Source organism: Bradyrhizobium barranii subsp. barranii (assembly GCF_017565645.3).
Classification (GTDB): domain Bacteria; phylum Pseudomonadota; class Alphaproteobacteria; order Rhizobiales; family Xanthobacteraceae; genus Bradyrhizobium; species Bradyrhizobium barranii.
Map to the genome: position 1 here is coordinate 4,261,872 of NZ_CP086136.1, position 16,141 is coordinate 4,278,012.

At 63.4% G+C, this 16,141-nt stretch carries 11 protein-coding genes and 3 pseudogenes; 8 read left to right on the top strand and 6 right to left on the bottom strand.

The genetic code is table 11. From position 1 onward, the window contains the following. Positions 1-56 precede the first annotated feature (56 nt). Complete coding sequence (locus J4G43_RS20050) at positions 57-1,040, top strand: patatin-like phospholipase domain-containing protein (protein ID WP_208086046.1); 984 nt, start codon at positions 57-59, stop codon at positions 1,038-1,040. Positions 1,041-1,103: 63 nt separating this feature from the next. Here J4G43_RS20050 and J4G43_RS20055 read toward each other — a convergent pair whose 3' ends face one another. Together J4G43_RS20055 and J4G43_RS20060 are read right to left on the bottom strand one after the other, a co-directional pair. Then, positions 1,104-2,129, bottom strand: a complete 1,026-nt coding sequence (locus J4G43_RS20055) for an ATP-binding protein (protein ID WP_225004984.1) — start codon at positions 2,127-2,129, stop codon at positions 1,104-1,106. Next, entirely contained in the window at positions 2,092-4,464 is a 2,373-nt protein-coding gene (locus tag J4G43_RS20060) for an AAA family ATPase (protein WP_225004986.1), read from the bottom strand. Before J4G43_RS20060 ends, J4G43_RS20055 begins: the two co-directional genes overlap by 38 nt. A 448-nt stretch (positions 4,465-4,912) precedes the next feature. Between J4G43_RS20060 and J4G43_RS20065 the strand changes: the two genes are divergently transcribed. Continuing rightward, positions 4,913-5,095 carry a hypothetical protein gene (locus tag J4G43_RS20065; protein WP_208086047.1) on the top strand — a complete coding sequence of 61 codons (183 nt, stop codon included), beginning with the start codon at positions 4,913-4,915 and terminating at the stop codon, positions 5,093-5,095. A gap of 12 nt (positions 5,096-5,107) precedes the next feature. On the opposite strand, the gene J4G43_RS20070 is transcribed toward J4G43_RS20065, so the two are convergent. From J4G43_RS20070 to J4G43_RS20085, 4 genes and pseudogenes are all read right to left on the bottom strand, one after another. Next, a complete protein-coding gene (locus J4G43_RS20070) occupies positions 5,108-5,821 on the bottom strand; it encodes an ABC transporter ATP-binding protein (protein ID WP_014496276.1) in 714 nt (237 codons plus the stop codon). Next, positions 5,818-7,583: pseudogene (locus J4G43_RS20075) on the bottom strand (branched-chain amino acid ABC transporter ATP-binding protein/permease). Before J4G43_RS20075 ends, J4G43_RS20070 begins: the two are co-directional and overlap by 4 nt. Further along, the gene (locus tag J4G43_RS20080; protein ID WP_014496274.1) at positions 7,580-8,623 is read right to left on the bottom strand and encodes a branched-chain amino acid ABC transporter permease; all 1,044 of its coding nucleotides are present in this window, start codon (positions 8,621-8,623) and stop codon (positions 7,580-7,582) included. Before J4G43_RS20080 ends, J4G43_RS20075 begins: the two are co-directional and overlap by 4 nt. A gap of 43 nt (positions 8,624-8,666) precedes the next feature. Beyond that, positions 8,667-9,815, bottom strand: coding sequence for an ABC transporter substrate-binding protein (locus J4G43_RS20085; protein ID WP_208086048.1), 1,149 nt, complete (start codon positions 9,813-9,815; stop codon positions 8,667-8,669). Positions 9,816-10,434: 619 nt separating this feature from the next. Here J4G43_RS20085 and J4G43_RS20090 point away from each other — a divergent pair. From J4G43_RS20090 to J4G43_RS20115, 6 genes and pseudogenes are all read left to right on the top strand, one after another. Continuing rightward, positions 10,435-11,217: an aspartate/glutamate racemase family protein gene (locus tag J4G43_RS20090; RefSeq protein WP_208086049.1), complete on the top strand. Its 783-nt coding sequence runs from the start codon at positions 10,435-10,437 to the stop codon at positions 11,215-11,217. A 16-nt stretch (positions 11,218-11,233) separates the two neighbouring features. Further along, positions 11,234-11,661, top strand: a pseudogene (locus tag J4G43_RS20095) (organic hydroperoxide resistance protein). A gap of 24 nt (positions 11,662-11,685) precedes the next feature. Beyond that, positions 11,686-12,864, top strand: coding sequence for a thiolase family protein (locus J4G43_RS20100; protein ID WP_208086050.1), 1,179 nt, complete (start codon positions 11,686-11,688; stop codon positions 12,862-12,864). Then, positions 12,861-14,102, top strand: a complete 1,242-nt coding sequence (locus J4G43_RS20105; protein ID WP_208086051.1) for an SDR family NAD(P)-dependent oxidoreductase — start codon at positions 12,861-12,863, stop codon at positions 14,100-14,102. The genes J4G43_RS20100 and J4G43_RS20105 overlap by 4 nt, the downstream gene beginning before the upstream one ends. A 34-nt stretch (positions 14,103-14,136) precedes the next feature. Next, positions 14,137-14,919 (top strand): cyclase family protein, encoded by a 783-nt coding sequence (locus tag J4G43_RS20110; RefSeq protein ID WP_085404198.1) that lies wholly within the window; start codon positions 14,137-14,139, stop codon positions 14,917-14,919. Positions 14,920-14,976: 57 nt separating this feature from the next. Further along, positions 14,977-16,133, top strand: a pseudogene (locus tag J4G43_RS20115) (ABC transporter substrate-binding protein). Positions 16,134-16,141: the final 8 nt, after the last annotated feature.

Genomic DNA, 16,141 nt, shown 5'->3' on the forward strand with positions numbered 1-16,141 from the left:
CGTGTTCAGTCCCACCGATAAATGCCCCGCGTTTTGGTCCGGATTGGGCAGGAAGCATGAGCAGGGCTCTGACCAGCTTCGTCATGGATCCCAAGAACTATCTGCATTTATGGGACCCATCGACCATGGTGAATGCCTTCAGGGATTCTATGTCGCTCTGGTTCCCTCAACAGAAGTTCACGATCCCGGACGACGGAGACATCAACAGATGGATCCTTAATCAGGTTCTGGCACCCAATCCCTTCGTTCGCTATCTCACGTCAATGATGTACTTGTCCCATGTCACTGGACTCTCCAAGATCAACTATCCGAATAGCCAGTTCATGAAGAGCATTAAGTTCGAAGCGCTCAAAGAGCCTGGAAAGCCCGTCATATTTCACAACGCCTGGAATCTTGATGACCATAAGCTCGCGTTGTTTTCCAACCGACCAATGATCCAGCAAGCCGACAAGAAAGAGTACAAAGGGCCAATCAGCGCGTCCAGCCTATGTGCGTGCTCAGCTCTTCCCTTTATCGAAGAAACGGTAGAGATCGACGAGGTTACATACTGCGAAGGAGCGCTGGTCGACACCGTCAACTTCGAGAGCTTGCTCCTGGAGCACCATAACCCACCGGACGATACGCTGGACGAAGTATGGGTCAGCAGGATCGTTGATTCAAAGCAGGTCCGCAAACCGAAAGACCTTCATGATGCCCTGGCGAATCTCTGTCAGTTATTCGCAGCGACCGTTGGCGAAGATGACGTCAGGATCTTCAAATATCACGTGCAGTACGACGAACCCAAATGGGAAGGCATAATCGTCGAGATCCAGGTGCCGGGGCACATCAATTTCAAATGGAATCACAGCAACCTCTATAACGGGCGAGTGTTGGGAAGAGCCGCTGCGGAACAAGCAATCAAGAGGTATCACGCACATGCAGACCTCGACCCGCATGAAGGGCCACACTTCATAAATGAGCATCCAGAGAAGAACGACAAGGAGGGATGGCAAAAGGTGAAAGATACGTATCGTAGATGCCAAGAGCGAGCGGATGCCTAGTGCCAAAGGCAAGTAGCTCTGCGACCGCTGAACCAGACTCCAATATCTGTGATCCAGGCAAAATTACTGCAGTCGATCGAGCAGTGCCTTCGCTTGCTTTAGATCCTGCGTTTCAAAACCCTCGGCGAAGCCGGCGTAGATGGGCGCGAGCAGATTGAGCGCGTCCTTGCGTCTGCCCTGATCGACCCACAAGGCGCCGAGGTCCACTGCAACTCGAAGTTCAAGGGCCTTGGCGTGTTGGCTTCTTGCAGTTGTCAGTGCGCGCTCGAACAGTGATTGCGCCTCGGTGCCGGCTCCCGGTACGTCATCGAAGAGCAGCGCGCGCGCCTTCAGTCGGTACAGTTCGGCCTCAAATATCCGCTCGCTATTGCGGCTGGTTGTGGCAAGACCCTGTTCGATCAGCTCGAGCGTGGCTTCGCGCTGACGGCTCGACAATAGGGCCGGGCTCAGGAGCACGTATAGGGCCGTGATGCCGAGCTGATAGCCCGCGTTGCGATATTCGTTCATCGCACCCTGGATTTCCGCGAGCGCGGCGGACGAAGGATCAAGAAAGGTGGCACTTATCCCCCGGACGGCGCGCGCCAATCCTCTCCATTGCCGGAATCCGTGCTCCTCCGACAAGGCAAGACAGCGTTCCGCATAGCCGTGCGCAGTCAGGAACTCGCCCCGAAGAGCGTGGAGAATAGACGCATAGTAACATCCATAGGCCTGCGAATGCGGATGACCAATGGCGTCGGCACGCCGAATGGCGGTATCCAGTCGTGCGAGCGCGGTATCGGGGCGGCCCAGCAGCCAGAGCACCCATGACATCAGGGCAAGGTCGGCCACGCCCGCATCCTGGCCGGCGGCACGCGCCGCCAATCTGTCCTGCTCGTTGCTTGCCTCGAACGCTTCGAAGGCCCGTACGATCACTTCGTGGGCTCCTTCGAGATGTCCCATGAAAAGTCGAATCATGCCTTGTCCACGCATCGCGTTGAGCAATGTTGGTCGATCGCCGCGCGCCTCCGCGAGTTCGAGCAGCGCCGAGATCATTTCCTCGGCGACCGGCAACTCACCACGAATGACGCTCGCGGTGGTCAACCAGAACATGATTTGTAGTTGCTCGGGGGGGGGCTTCGAGGCGCTGGCACAGCTCGCGCGCGCGAGCGAAGATCGCCACCGCATGTGGCGATGCCGGTCCCTGGGTAGCGATCAGGCATGGTCCCAGCGCGAACTGGAAATCAAGCTCTCGTCTGTCCTTCCGAGCACCGTCGGCCAAATGGGCCAACACCTCGATGCCCTTCCGCAGGTGTGCGATAGCTTCGAGGTTGGCGGAGCGCATGGCCGCCTTCCTTCCCGCCTGAAGCCAATATTCTCCTGCCTTTTCGAACAGTCCCGCCTCCGTTAGGTGGAGCGCGAGAGTCTCGGGTTGAGCCTCCACGATTTCCGGGAACTGTTGCTCGAACACGTCCGCGATGGTGGCGTGCAGCGTAGCGCGTCGGCTCTTCAGAAGCCCGGATTCGGCAGCGTCGCGTACCAGCGCATGCTTGAAAGTATAGACCGCCCGGGGTATCTCGCCCCGGCAGAATATCAGCTCCGCCCTGACAAGCTGGGCAAGCGCCTCCTCCAGCGTCTGCCTTGGCAACTCGGCAACGGCGCTCAGTAGTTCGTAGGAGAACTCGCGCCCCACGACGGCGCCGATCTGAGCCACGTATTTCACCGGAGCCAATCGGTCGAGCCTGGCCATCAGCGATGCGCTCAACGTCGTCGGAATCGCCATCGACGGTAGCGGACGGCTGAGCGTGTAGTGGTCGTCCCGCTCCTGCAACAGCCCGGTTTCGAGCACGGCCTTCGTCAGTTCCTCGACGAACAAGGGTACGCCATCGGTACGGGCGAGGATTTGGTGCATGACCTCCTCGGGGAGCGTCTTGCCGGCGGTGACGCGCTCGACCAATGCCGCCCCGTTGCGCCGACTGAGACGCGTGAACGAGATCGTCGTCACATGGGCATGACCAGGCCAGGGCGGGGCGAACTCCGGTCTCGCCGTGATCAGCAGCAGTACGCGAAGCCGCGGCAGCTTTTCCAGTGTAATCGCGAGCAGTTCCAGCGACGTCGGATCCGCCCAATGGGCATCCTCGAATATCACGAACACCGGCTGACGCGCCGCCAATGCTTCGAGCTGGGCCAGGAACGCCGCCAGCGTCATGTCCTTGCGGGTCTGCGGAGTCATTTCGGGAAGGCGATAGCGGTCGCAGAGCGGAAGCGACAGAAGATTGGCCAGGGCCGGCACCACGCGGTCTGCATCGGCGCCAAACCGCAAGAGCAGAGCTTCAAGCTTGGCAAACTTCTCCGTCGGCGTCTCGCCTCGTTCGAACCGGGCGGCACGTTCGAGGTTGACGATGAATGGATACAGCGCACTGTTGGCGTGGTGCGCCGAGCAGAAGTGCCGTACCGTAATGTGTGGTTCGGCCTGGAGCCGCTCTTGAAGCGCCAGCGCGATATGCGACTTACCGATACCCGGCTCTCCAGTTAGAACCACGACGCAGCCTTCGCCTGACGCGGCATGCCGCCAGCGCCGCAACAGCAGTTCGATCTCCTCGTCACGCCCGATTAGCGATGTCAACCGCGTCTTGTGCTGCGCCTCGAAGCGGCTTTCCGCTCCACTGATCCCGAGCACCTGCCAGGCAGGTATTGGTTCCGCCCATCCTTTGAGCGCGACAGGGCCGAGATCGCGGTACTCGAAATGTCCATCGGTGAGCTGGTGTGTGCTCTCGGAAATCAGCACCATACCGGGCTCGGCGAACTGCTGCAGGCGAGCGGCCAGGTTCGGTGTCTCACCAATGACCGCGTGCTCCTTGGCGGCGCCTTCGCCGGTCAGATCACCCACGACGACCATTCCGGTGGCGATGCCAACGCGGACCTGTAGTCTCGTGCCGATATCTGTCTGGAGGTTGGCCACGGCATCGACCAGTGTCAGTCCCGCGCGTGTCGCCTGCTCGGCGTCGTCCTCGTGGGCCTGGGGATAGCCGAAATAGGCAAGCACGCCATCCCCCATGTACCGCGCGATGACGCCCTCATTCCGGGCGATAACACCCGCGATGCAGTCGTGATAGGCACCGATTACCGAGCGCAAGTCCTCTGGATCCAGTCGGGCCGCAAGTGCCGACGAGTCCACCAGATCGCAAAACATGACCGTCAGTTGGCGCCGCTCGGCGCTGTCCCGCGGCGCCGGTTTGGCGGCCGTTCGGACTGATACGAGGACTTCACTCTTGAGTTCTGCAATTGCGCGCAGAAGTTTGCGCCGGTGCCCAAGCAGGACGCCAAGGTCCTTGAGGTCCTGCTCCGTGAGATCGCTAACGACCGAGAAATCGATGGCGTTCTCGGCGAAACGCTGGGCGTACTCCCCCAAACCGATCGATGCGAGCCACTCTGCAGTACCTGTCATGGGATACCTATGGCCTATGCGATAAGAATAGCACATTGGAATAGCCAGCGAAGGCGCATCTATCGCCGGAAGCGCAGATCGCCGGACCTCTCGCCCAGTTGAAAGGGCTCCGGCGAAAACTGGATGCTGCCAAGCGATGTCGCAGTTGGGTCAAAAGCCGACATCAAGCAGACGGCCACGATAGGTCTGCCATGAGCCAATAGCGGTCCTCGGCGAGGCCGGACGTAATATGCACTTTGTGCCAAAATGCGGATTCAAGATGGAGCGCAACTGATGTTCGATTTATCGCGCCGATTAGAGCAACATTGATCAGCCTTTGCTGTGGCCCAAGATGTGGGCGCGCAAGCGGCGCCATTTCATCGGGTGATGGTATGCTCCACCGTTCCCAATCGTCGCGGGCGGGCTTTAGCTTGCTGATCCCCTAGTAACTGGGATGTCCGAGTTGGCGATGGAAGCCATCGACTATCCATGGGCAGCGATGATGGCATTGTGCCACTGTGTTGCCCGACGGATCAAGTTTTTTTCGAAAAATCCGCAGTTGCTGGGTATCAAGCCATTGATATCGCTGCCGCCAGCTACTGTGCATGGGGTTGTTTTTCGATATTTTTGTTGTGCGGCTCGCCGAGCCTGATCCCGGCTCGCTCTAGTGTCCACCTAGATAGGCCGTGATCAGCCGGGGATCGTGGATGAGATCCTTGGCCGGGCCCGACTGCACGACCTCGCCGGTCTCGAGCACATAGCCGTAGTCGGCCGTCTCGAGCGCGGCGCGGGCGTTCTGCTCGACCAGCAGGATGGACACGCCGAGGTCGCGTAGCGACGCGATGGTGCGAAAGATCTCGCGCACGATCAGCGGCGCGAGGCCGAGGCTCGGCTCGTCCAGCATGAGCAGTTTCGGCTTGGCCATCAGCGCGCGGCCGAGCGCGAGCATCTGGCGCTCGCCGCCGGAGAGCGTGCCTGCCGCCTGGCGCTGCCGCTCCTTCAGGCGGGGGAAGCGATCATAGACCTCGTCCAGCGTCTTCTGGACGCCCGAGCGGTCGCGCAGGCTGTAGGAGCCGAGCAGAAGGTTGTCCGCGACCGTCATGTCGGAGAACAGCTCGCGCTTCTCCGGCACCAGGCACAGCCGGCGCTCGACGCGATCTTCGACCGACATCCTGCCGATGTCGTGACCCTGGAAGACCATGCGCCCGCGAGAGGCCAGCAGGCCGATGGCCGCCATCAGCAGCGTGGTCTTGCCGGCACCGTTCGGGCCGATGACGGTGACGATCTGACCTTCCTCGACCGACAGCGACACGTTGCGGACCGCTTCGACATTGTCGTAGCAGACCGTCACATCCGTCATGGACAGCATCTCGCTCACGCGACGCCTCCGAGATAGGCCTCTTGCACCCGCTCGTCGCTGCGGATCGCGGCTGGCGCGCCTTCGCAGAGTTTTGAGCCGAAATCGAGCACCACGATGCGGTCGACCAGCGACATCACGAACTCCATGTCATGCTCGACGATCAGGATCGTCAGATGGTCTGCCCGCAGCGAGCGGAGCAGTTCCGCAAGCCGCAGCTTCTCCTGGCGGCGAAGGCCGGCGGCGGGCTCGTCCAGCACCAGCAGCGCAGGGTCGGCGGCGAGCGCGCGCGCGATCTCAAGGATGCGCTGGTTGCCGAGCGGCAGATTGCCCGCGAGCTCGAACGGCTTGTCACCAAGCCCGACGCGTTCGAGCTGCATCAGCGCCTCGTGCCGGGTACTGGCTTCCTCAGGCCCGTTGAGGCGGAAGGCGCCGGCGAACAGGCCGGTGCGCGTGCGGGCATAGGTGCCGAGCATCACGTTTTCCAAGAGGCTCATGCGCGGCCTCAGCTTCACATGCTGGAAGGTTCGCGCGACGCCGGCCTTGGCGATGCGGGACTGCGCATCATGCGTGATCGGTCGCCCCGCAAAGACGATCTCACCCTTGTTGACCCGGAGCGCGCCGGTCAGGCAGTTGAACATCGTGCTCTTGCCGGCGCCGTTGGGGCCGATGACGGCAAGGATTTCGCCAGCGCGGACCTCGAAACATTGTTGACCGCGACGAGGCCGCCGAACCGGCGCTCGGCACCATCCACTTTCAGAAGCAGCTCCCCGGGCGTCGGTTGCGCGCGACGGGGCAGGGGCGGCGCCGGTTGAGGTCGCTCGCGTTTGGCCTTGGGCAGATAGCGGGCGACGAAGGGAACGATGCCTTGCCGTGCCCATTGCAGGAACAGGATGAACAATGCGGAGAAGGCGACGATCTCGAGCTGGCCGGAGGCACCCTTGGCGATCAGCGGCAGATAATCCTGCACGCTGTTCTTGAGCAGCGTGACGACCGCGGCCCCCACGACGCCGCCGAGCAGGCTGCCGGCGCCGCCGACCATCGACATCATCAGATATTCGATGCCCATGCCGGCGTCGAACGGACCCGGGCTGATGAAGCGGCTCATATGTGCGTAGAGCCAGCCGGAGAGCGAGGCGAGGAAGGCCGCGATCACGAAGGTCACGAGCTTGATGCGGAAAGCGTTGATGCCGAGGCTCTCGACCAGCGTATTGCCGCCGCGGAGCGCGCGCATGGCGCGGCCGAGCCGGGAGTCCAGCAGGTTGTAGCCGAGGAAAAGCACCGCGGCGACGATGCCCCAGATCAGGAAATAGATCTGGGCGCTCGTGACCAGCGCAATCGAACCGAAGCTGATCGGCGGGATCGACGAGATGCCGTTGAAGCGGCCGAGCCCCTCGACATTGCCGAACAGGAAGCCGATAGCGAGGCCCCAGGCGACAGTCGAGAGCGACAGGAAATGGCCCTGAAGTCGCAGGGTGACGACGCCGAGAACGGTTGCGACGCCGCAGGTCAGCGCCACGCCGAACACGAGGCCGAGCCACGGGGAGTACCCGTTCAACGCAGAGACCCACGCGGTTGCATAGGCCGCGACGCCGACGAACGCCGCCTGTCCGAACGACACGATACCGCCGACGCCGGTGAGGAGTGCAAGACCAATGGCGACCAGCGAATAGATGCCGATATAGTTCATCAGCGTGATGCTGAACGGACTGAGCACGAAGGGAGCCACCGCGAGACACAGCACGGCGAGGACCGCGGCAAGCTGGATGTGGAGGCGCGTCATTCCTCGATCTCCTCCTCGGAATGCAGCGAGGCGAGGGATCGCCAGATCAGGATCGGGATCAGCAGCGAAAAGACGATGACGTCCTTGAGTGCGCTGCTCTCGAAGGAGGCGAAGCTTTCGAGGATGCCGACGCCGACGGCGCCGATCGCCGCACCGGGATAGCTGGTCATGCCACCGACGATGGCGCCGACGAAGGCCTTGAGGCCGATCAGGAAGCCGGAATCGTAGAAGACGGTGTTCACCGGCGCGATCAGGATGCCGGATACGCCGGCCATCAGCGATCCCAGCAGGTAAGCGATCGTGCCGGCGCGGGCGGGGCGTATTCCCATCAGCCGGGAGCCGGTCCGGTTCACGGCCGTGGCGCGTAGCGATTTTCCGACCAGCGTGAAGTCGAAGAAGAGGTAGAGGAGGCCGCTGAAAACGAGGGCCGCGATCACGATCAGCATGGTTTGCCCCGAGATCAGCACGCCCGCGAACTCGGTCGAGAGCGAGGTCAGCGGCTCGGTTCGGACCCCTTCGGGCCCGAAGAACAACAGGCCAAGGCCGACCAGCGCGAAATGCAGCGCCACGGACACCGTCAGCAACAACAGCACGGTGCCGTCAGCGATGGGACGGAAGACGATCCGATCCAGAAGCGGGGAGATCGGCGTGATCAGCATCAGCGCCAGCACGAGCCTGACGGCAAGCGGCGGGTCCAGGCGCATGACAAGCCAGGCTGCACCGACCACGGCGAGCGGAAGCAGGAGATAGAAGGACAGCGCGCGGGGCAGCAGCCGGAGTTCGCCGGAGCGCACCAGCGAGATGATCTCGATCAGGGTCGCAAGACAGGCCAGGATCACAACCAGCGCTCCCGTGCCGGGAAAGCGCTTCGCGTCGAGGGCGGCAAGCGTCAGCGCGGTGAAGGCCGCGATGTCGCCGAAGGGAATGAAGATGACTCGCGTCACCGTGAAGATCAGGACGGTCCCGATCGCCACCAGGGCATAGACGGCCCCGGTGGCGATCCCGTCGATCGCGAGAATGGCTGCAATGTCGCTCGTCATTGAGACGTCGTTGCTCCCTGTGATGCCGGGGCCATTGATCCGGTTATGGCGCGTACTTCCAGGCGCCGCCGGTCAGGCGCACCACGACGAGCGAGCGCTCGTCGACACCGGTGACCGCACCGGGCTTGAAATTGTAGACGGCATGCACGCCCGGCAGCTCCTTGGTGCTGAGGATCGCGTCCCGCAGCGCCGTGCGGAATTCCGCCGTTCCGGGCTTGGCGGTCTTCAACGCGCGCTCGGCGGCGTTGGCGAAGATCAGCCAGGCGTCGAAGGAATAGGCGGAGAAGCCGTCGGTGGTCGGGATGTTATGCGTCTTCTGGTATACGCTGCGGAAATCCAGCGCGATCTTCTTGGCAAAGTGCTCGTCGGGAAGCTGCTCGGCGACGATCACGGGACCCGCGGAGACCTGAATGCCGTCGGCCGCCTTGCCGCCGACGTTGACGAAGTCCGGATTGACGAGTGCCACCGTGCCGTAGGTGTTTCCCTTGAAGCCCCGCTCGGCGAGCGTGATGAGCGGCAGCGCGCCTTGCGTACCCGAGCCGCCGTCCAGCACGGCGTCGGGACGTGCGGCCATCACCTTGAGAATCTGCGCGGTGACCGAGGTGTCGGTGCGGGCATAGCGCTCGTTGGTCTGAATCTTGATGTCGCCGGCGGCCTCGGCGGCCTTGGCGCCGTTGTAGACGAGGTCGCCCCAGGCATCGGAGAAGCCGACATAGCCGATGTTCTTCATGCCGTCGCGCTTCATGCGGTCGGCGACGATCTTGACGAGGAGAGAGGCCGGCTGCGGCACCGACACCACCCACTGCTCCGGCGTATCCGGCAGCTTGCCGATCGGCGAGACCGCGATCATCGGCACTTTCAGCTCGCTCGCCACCGCCGCCATGGCGATGGTCGAGGGCGCCGTGGCCGTGCCGATCAGGAGGTCCACCTTCTCTTCTTCCACCAGCTTGCGCGCATTGCGGGTCGCGGCCGACGGGTCGGAGCCGTCGTCGAGCTGGATCAGGCGAATGGTCTCGCCGTTGATGGTCTTCCTGTATTCATAGGCGGCATTGATGCCGCGCCCATAGGGGATTCCGATCGACGAGCCGTTGCCGCTCAGCGAGGTGACGAAGCCGATGGTGATGTCGGCCTGCGCAGCCGGCGCTGCGAAGAGTCCGGCGACAAGTGCGAGTAGGCTCAGAGTCTTGCGCATACGCGTTCTCCTCCGTTGGTGCTGGATAGGAATGCCTCGAAGCTGCCGTGCGGGGAGCCCGAACGACGAATGAACCGATTGAAAACATTGCTGCAGCGCCGAAATCCGGGCGCGACCGAAGAGGGTTTGCTCGGCCGGATCTCAGCGGCCATGGCGCTGGTTGCCGCTCGAACGACAGGCCCATCGGCAGATGCGGGCGGGAATTTCCTGAAGCAACGAAAGGCTGTTGGCCCGGCCGCGATGCGCGGCCGGCGATGCTGTTGCTGCCGGCTGTTCGAGCACGGCGACTGTCCACACGATCGAGTCTCTCAAAATCGGTGCCCTGCAACATCCACCGGTCCCTGGCCGGTGAGGAATTACTTAAAGCCTAAAGTATTGTTGGTGGAGCCGTCAACACGTGTCACGGCTCCGTCAGAAAAAATGTTGTTGCATACAATTTCGCCAGAGTGCGGCGCCTCAGTGCCGATCGAGCGTACAAAATGGCCGGGCTTCCCTTGCGGTGGCGGTGGCCGTCGGCGGCGACGCCGAGCGCATTTGACGCGTGAATTAGTTTATGATTGAAATATATTTATCGGCCGTCGACGACCGATCCTCCGATCACCGCCTGAGGAGAAGGACGATGCGCATCTTCTGGCAGAGCTTCGTTGATGCGAGCGTGAACGCGCCCTACATGGCGCGGCTGTCGGAATACCTCAACAACATCGCTGCATCAGGCACGACAGTTCACGTCGAGGGCATTTCGCCGCCCGACCGGGAGTTCGGACGGCTCGCGGAATTGCGCTGTGCCGTCCAGGCGATCGACAACGGCATCACGGCCGAGGAGGGCGGGTTCGACGCCTTCGTGATGGGACATTTCCAGGATTCCGGACTCTACGAATTGCGTTCGACGCTCGACATTCCGGTGATCGGGACCGGCGAGGCGACGTTGCTGGCGGCCTCTCAGCTCGGCCGGAGGCTCGGCCTTGTGACGCTCGATCCCGTCTTCGAGGTCTGGCACTACGAGCAGGCCGAGCGTTATGGCCTCGGCGATCGCGTGGTCCACGTGACCGGCCTTGGCTGCAAGCCGGCGGATTTCGCCGATGCCTTTGACGGAGATCAGGCCGCGCAAGCCCGCATGATCAAGGACTTCGTCGCCTGCGCACGCCCGCTGGTCGAGCACGGCGCCGACGTCGTGATCCCCGCCGGTGTACTGCCGGGCCTTCTGATCGGAAGGGAGCATGGCCTGAAAGTCGGGCACGCGCCGGTGGTCAATTGCGCGGCGGTGGCGCTGAAAAGTGCCGAGATGTGGGTCCAGCTCCGGCAGCTCAATGGCACCGAGCCCAGCCGCGGGCCGAGCTTCAAGCGGGCCAGCGCCCAGGCGCGCGACGATTTCCGCGCACTGCTTGCTCGCAACAGCCGCTAGGACTGGAGAGTGAATGATGATGACTCCCGAAAAGATCCTGTACGAGACCGAGGTGACGGCGATCGGCGGCCGGGACGGCAAGGCCGCCAGCGCCGACGGCCTGTTGTCGGTATCGCTGTCCGTGCCGAAATCGCTGGGCGGTCCCGGGGGCGAAGGCACCAACCCCGAACAGCTCTTTGCGGCCGGCTACGCCGCGTGCTTTCTCGGTGCGGTCAAGCTCGTCGCGCGTACCCGGAAGGTCGTCCCATCCGCTGAGCCGTCGGTGACCGCGAAGGTTGCGATGGGTCCGGTTCCCGTCGGATATGCGCTCGCCGTCGAACTGAAGGTCGATCTGCCCGGTGTCGAGAGGTCGATGGCCGAGGAGGTCGTCGCGGGCGCGCACGAGCGCTGTCCCTTTCGAATGCAACTCGCGGCAATATTGCCGTGAAGCTGACGGTCATCTGAGACAATGAACGAGGCGGGCGGTTGGTGACCAATACCTTGCGCACACCGTACGACGGCGTCGTGATTGCGGCGCCCGTCACGATTCCCTATGTGCGCTACTCCATCGAGAGTGCGCAGTGGTGGATCGGGCGGGCACTGAGCACGCTCGTTGCGCAGGCCGGCATCAAGGCTTCCGACATCGACGGTCTGTGCGTCTCCAGCTTCACCATGGGCACCGACAGCGGGATCGGGCTGACGCAGCATTTCGGGCTCTGCGTGCGATGGCTGGATACGATTCCGCTCGGTGGCGCCAGCGCCATCGCAGGCTTGCGAAAAGCGGCGCGCGCGGTTCAGGCGCGCGACGCCGACATCGTGGCGTGCATCGCCGGCGATACCAACCACGTCGATTCCTTCCGGCTGACGCTGGAGAACTTCTCGCGCTTCAACCAGGATGCCGTCTATCCCTATGGCGCCGGTGGCGCCAATGCGAGCTTCGCGCTGATCGCCCGCAACTACATGCGGACCTTCGGCGTCACGCGTGAGGATGTCGGCAGGATCGCCGTCGCCCAGCGCGCCAATGCCCTGCGCAACCCGCATGCGCTGATGAAGACGCCGCTGACGATGGAGCAATATCTGGCGGCCCGGCCGATCTCAGATCCCATCCATCTCTTCGACTGCGTGATGCCATGCGCCGGCGCCGAAGCCTTCCTGGTGATGCGGGACGAGACCGCGGCTTCGCTCGGGCTGACAGCAGCACGGCTGCTTTCGACGATCGAGCGGCACAACGCCTTTGCCGACGATCCGATGCAGGTCCGCGGCGGCTGGGCCATGGACGTCGGTGAGCTCTACGCGATGGCCGGCGTGAGGCCCGACGATCTCGATGTCGTGCAGACCTATGACGACTACCCCGTCATCACGATGATGCAGTTCGAGGATCTCGGCTTCTGCAACAAGGGGGAGGGGGCCGAGTTCGTGCGTCAGCACGATCTCACCATCGACGGCGACTTTCCGCACAACACGTCGGGCGGACAGCTCTCGGCCGGACAGGCCGGCGCCGCCGGCGCCTATCTCGGTCTCGTCGAGGGACTTCGACAGGTTCTGGGGACTGCAGGCCCCACGCAGGTCGGGAACGCGAGCCTCGCCTTGGCCTCGGGGTTCGGTATGATCAACTATGACCGTGGTCTCGCCTCGGGCGCCGCGATCTTTGCAGGGCCGTCGCGATGATAGAGCCGATCAAGCCGCCCCGGCGCAAGAACCCGCTGCTGCGGACGCGGCTGCCTGCTTCGCCGCCGCGACCGCGCAGCAGGACGTCGCATGGGTTTACGCGGGCAGCCGCCGAGGGCCGCTTCATGCTGCAATGCTGTGACGCCTGCGGTTCTTTTGCTTATCCGGCGCGGGAGGCCTGTCCGTCTTGCCTGTCGGCCGGCCTTGCCTTCGTCGATGCGCCACGACGAGGTATTCTCCTTGCCGAAACGACTGCGCGCGTGCCGAGCGATGTCTATTTCCGCGAACGGGCGCCCTGGCGCATCGGCCTCGTGAAGATGGAATGCGGTCCGACGATTGTGACGCACCTCCATGCCGACTGCGTGGAGAGGGCACCGGTCCGCATGTCGTTTCAACTCGACAAGAGCGGCCAGGCAGTGGCCTTTGCCCATCCCGAGGGGGAGACTCCCAACATGGCAGACGACAAGCAATGGCGGGAAATGACGGCCGATCCGAAATTCCGGCGCGTGCTGGTGACCAACGGTCGGAGCGTGATCGGTCAGGAGGCCGTCGCCGCCTTGAAGGCCGCAGGCGCCAAGACGGTGTTCGTCGGGGTTGCCGAACCGTGGCGGCCTTTCGCCGGCGAGCAGCTGCTGCGCGGCCAGGACGGAATCGAGATCGTGACCCTTGACGCCGCCGACGAGAAATCTGCGGCCGATCTCGCGGCCGACATCGGCGGCAAGGTCGATATCCTCGTCAACACGACGGAGTATGTGCGGCCGGGCGGCCTGCTCGACCGCAGGGGCACGAGCGTCGCGCGCGACGAGATCGACCAGGCCTATCTCGGCTTCATCAACCTCGCACAGGCCTTCGGTCCCGCCATGCGAATGCGGGGTGCCGATGGCACCAACAACAGCGCCGCGTGGGTCAACATTCTCTCGGTCCATGCGCTGGCGAACTGGCCTGCCTTTGGCGCCTACTCGGCCTCGCAAGCGGCGTGCCTGTCGCTCTCGCACTGCCTCCGCGCCGAGCTCAGGCCCGGCGGCGTCAGGGTGATGAATCTGTTCACCGGGCCCGTCGACACCGAGTGGTTCCAGACCGTGCCGCCGCCGAAGGTCGCGCCGCGCGCCATCGCGCAGGCGATCGTGTCGGGGCTGAGAGGCGGGCTCGAGGAGATGTATGTCGGGGATGTCGCCGAAGAGATCAGGCAACGTCTCGCGGCCAATCCGAAAGCGCTCGAGCGCGAGCTCGACAGGTGAGATTGGGATTTCAACCAAGCCGGAGGACGTGACGATGCAGAGCAACAATCTCCTGGAGCTGGCGGGTGCGGTTTCTTCCGGCGCGGTGCGCGTCGTCGATCTGACATTTACGCTTAGTCCGGATTTTCCGGTCATCGTGCTGCCGCCCGAGTTCGGCCAGGCCGCGCCGGTCCGTATCCAGGAAATCTCGCGATACGATGGTCGCGGCCCGGCCTGGTACTGGAACAACGTCACGTTCGGTGAGCACACCGGCACGCATTTCGACGCGCCGATTCACTGGTTCACCGGCAAGAACCTGCCGAACAATGCCGTCGACACGATGCCGACCAAGGACATGATCGCACCGGCCTGCGTGATCGACTGCTCCGCCCAGGCGGCGCAGGATCCCGATTTCCTGCTGACGGTCCCGCTCGTCGAGGCCTGGGAAGCAAAGCACGGCCGGATCCCCGAGCGGAACTGGGTGCTGCTCAGGACCGACTGGTCGAAGAAGGGCTGGCGCGACTACTCCAATCTCAGGGATGACGGCGCACATACGCCCGGCCCCAACGCGGCCGTCATGAAGTGGCTGGTGGAGGAGCGCGGCGTCATCGGGTTCGGCACCGAGACCATCGGTACGGATGCGGGGCAGGCCGGTCATTTCGAGCCGCCTTATCCGGCGCATCACTTCCTGCACGGCGCGGGCCGCTACGGCCTGCAATGCCTGTGCAACCTGGATCAGCTTCCACCCACCGGGGCGGTCATCGTGGCCTCGCCGCTGAAGATCCAGAACGGCTCAGGCAGTCCGCTTCGCGTTATCGCGCTGGTTGCGTCAACCTGAATCCAATCCATGGCGCTTGCCAATCGGAACAAGACATCCTCACGAAAGACAGGTGCCATGAACTTGATCAAGAGCCTGCTGGCTTCCACCGCATTGCTTCTCGCCGTCCCGCAACTTGCGCAGGCCGAGATCCTCGTCGGCTTCGTCACCGGTCTCAGCGGGCCGGTATCCTCGATCGGCATCCCGAATGCGAAGGGCATCGCCGCGGGAGAGGCCTATGTCGGTGAGATCGGCGGCGAGAAGGTCCGCGTCATCCAACTCGACGACGCTTCCGATGCCACCGCCTCGGCGCGCAACGCGCGCAAGCTCGTCGAGCAGGAGAAGGTCGATATCCTGATCGGAACGTCGGGCGCGCCGCAGACCCTGGCGATGGCGACCGCCGCGATCGAGATGAAAGTGCCGATGATCGCGGTGTCTCCGATCGCGCCGGTGCCGCCGGGCGACGGCGGCCCCTGGGTCGTCCAGACGCCCCAGCCGACGCCGCTTCTGGTGCAAGGCATCGTCGATCACATGAAGGCGAAGGGCCTGAAGACCGTTGCCTTCATCGGCTTCTCCGATGCGTTCGGCGACCTCATGTACAACTCGCTCGAGCAGAGTGTGAAGACGACCGACATCAAGATCATTGCCAACGAACGCTACGCCAGATCGGATTCTTCGGTGACGGCTCAGGTGCTGCGCGCACTCGCCGCACGTCCCGACGCCATCATGCTCGGCGGCACTGGAACGCCCGGCGCGCTGCCGGTCATCGCCTTGTCCGAGCGCGGATATAAAGGGCCGCTATACGGCAATCATGGGCTGATCAGCGCCGATTTCCTGCGTCTCGCCGGCAAGGCCGCCAACGGCATCATCTGCCCGACTGGACCCGTGACCGCGGCGGAGCAGCTCCCGTCCGGCAATCCGATCCAGAACGTGGCCCTGGATTTCCGCTCTGCCTTCGAGAAGGCGAACGGCGAGGCGCCGACGGATTCATTTCGTCCTATTCCTTCGACGGCTGGCTCGTGTTCGCCGATGCCGCCAAGCGCGCGATGGCAACCGGTGCCAAGCCCGGCACGCCGGAATTCCGCACCGCGCTTCGTCAGGCGCTGTTCACGACCAAGGAGGTCGTCGGGACGCAGGGCGTCTACACCTATACGCCGGCGGATCGGCACGGCGTCGACGATCGCTCGCGCGTCATGGTCCAGATCGAGAACGGCAAGTACAAGCTGTTGCCCTGAGACGGGAG

Coding starts and splice junctions, on each gene's coding strand:
- J4G43_RS20065 (WP_208086047.1), top strand. CDS start 4,913: ATGGAAGCCATCGACTATCCATGGGCAGCGATGATGGCATTGTGCCAC.
- J4G43_RS20090 (WP_208086049.1), top strand. CDS start 10,435: ATGCGCATCTTCTGGCAGAGCTTCGTTGATGCGAGCGTGAACGCGCCC.
- J4G43_RS20055 (WP_225004984.1), bottom strand. CDS start 2,129: ATGTTCTGGTTGACCACCGCGAGCGTCATTCGTGGTGAGTTGCCGGTC.
- J4G43_RS20105 (WP_208086051.1), top strand. CDS start 12,861: ATGATAGAGCCGATCAAGCCGCCCCGGCGCAAGAACCCGCTGCTGCGG.
- J4G43_RS20110 (WP_085404198.1), top strand. CDS start 14,137: ATGCAGAGCAACAATCTCCTGGAGCTGGCGGGTGCGGTTTCTTCCGGC.
- J4G43_RS20080 (WP_014496274.1), bottom strand. CDS start 8,623: ATGACGAGCGACATTGCAGCCATTCTCGCGATCGACGGGATCGCCACC.
- J4G43_RS20085 (WP_208086048.1), bottom strand. CDS start 9,815: ATGCGCAAGACTCTGAGCCTACTCGCACTTGTCGCCGGACTCTTCGCA.
- J4G43_RS20060 (WP_225004986.1), bottom strand. CDS start 4,464: ATGACAGGTACTGCAGAGTGGCTCGCATCGATCGGTTTGGGGGAGTAC.
- J4G43_RS20050 (WP_208086046.1), top strand. CDS start 57: ATGAGCAGGGCTCTGACCAGCTTCGTCATGGATCCCAAGAACTATCTG.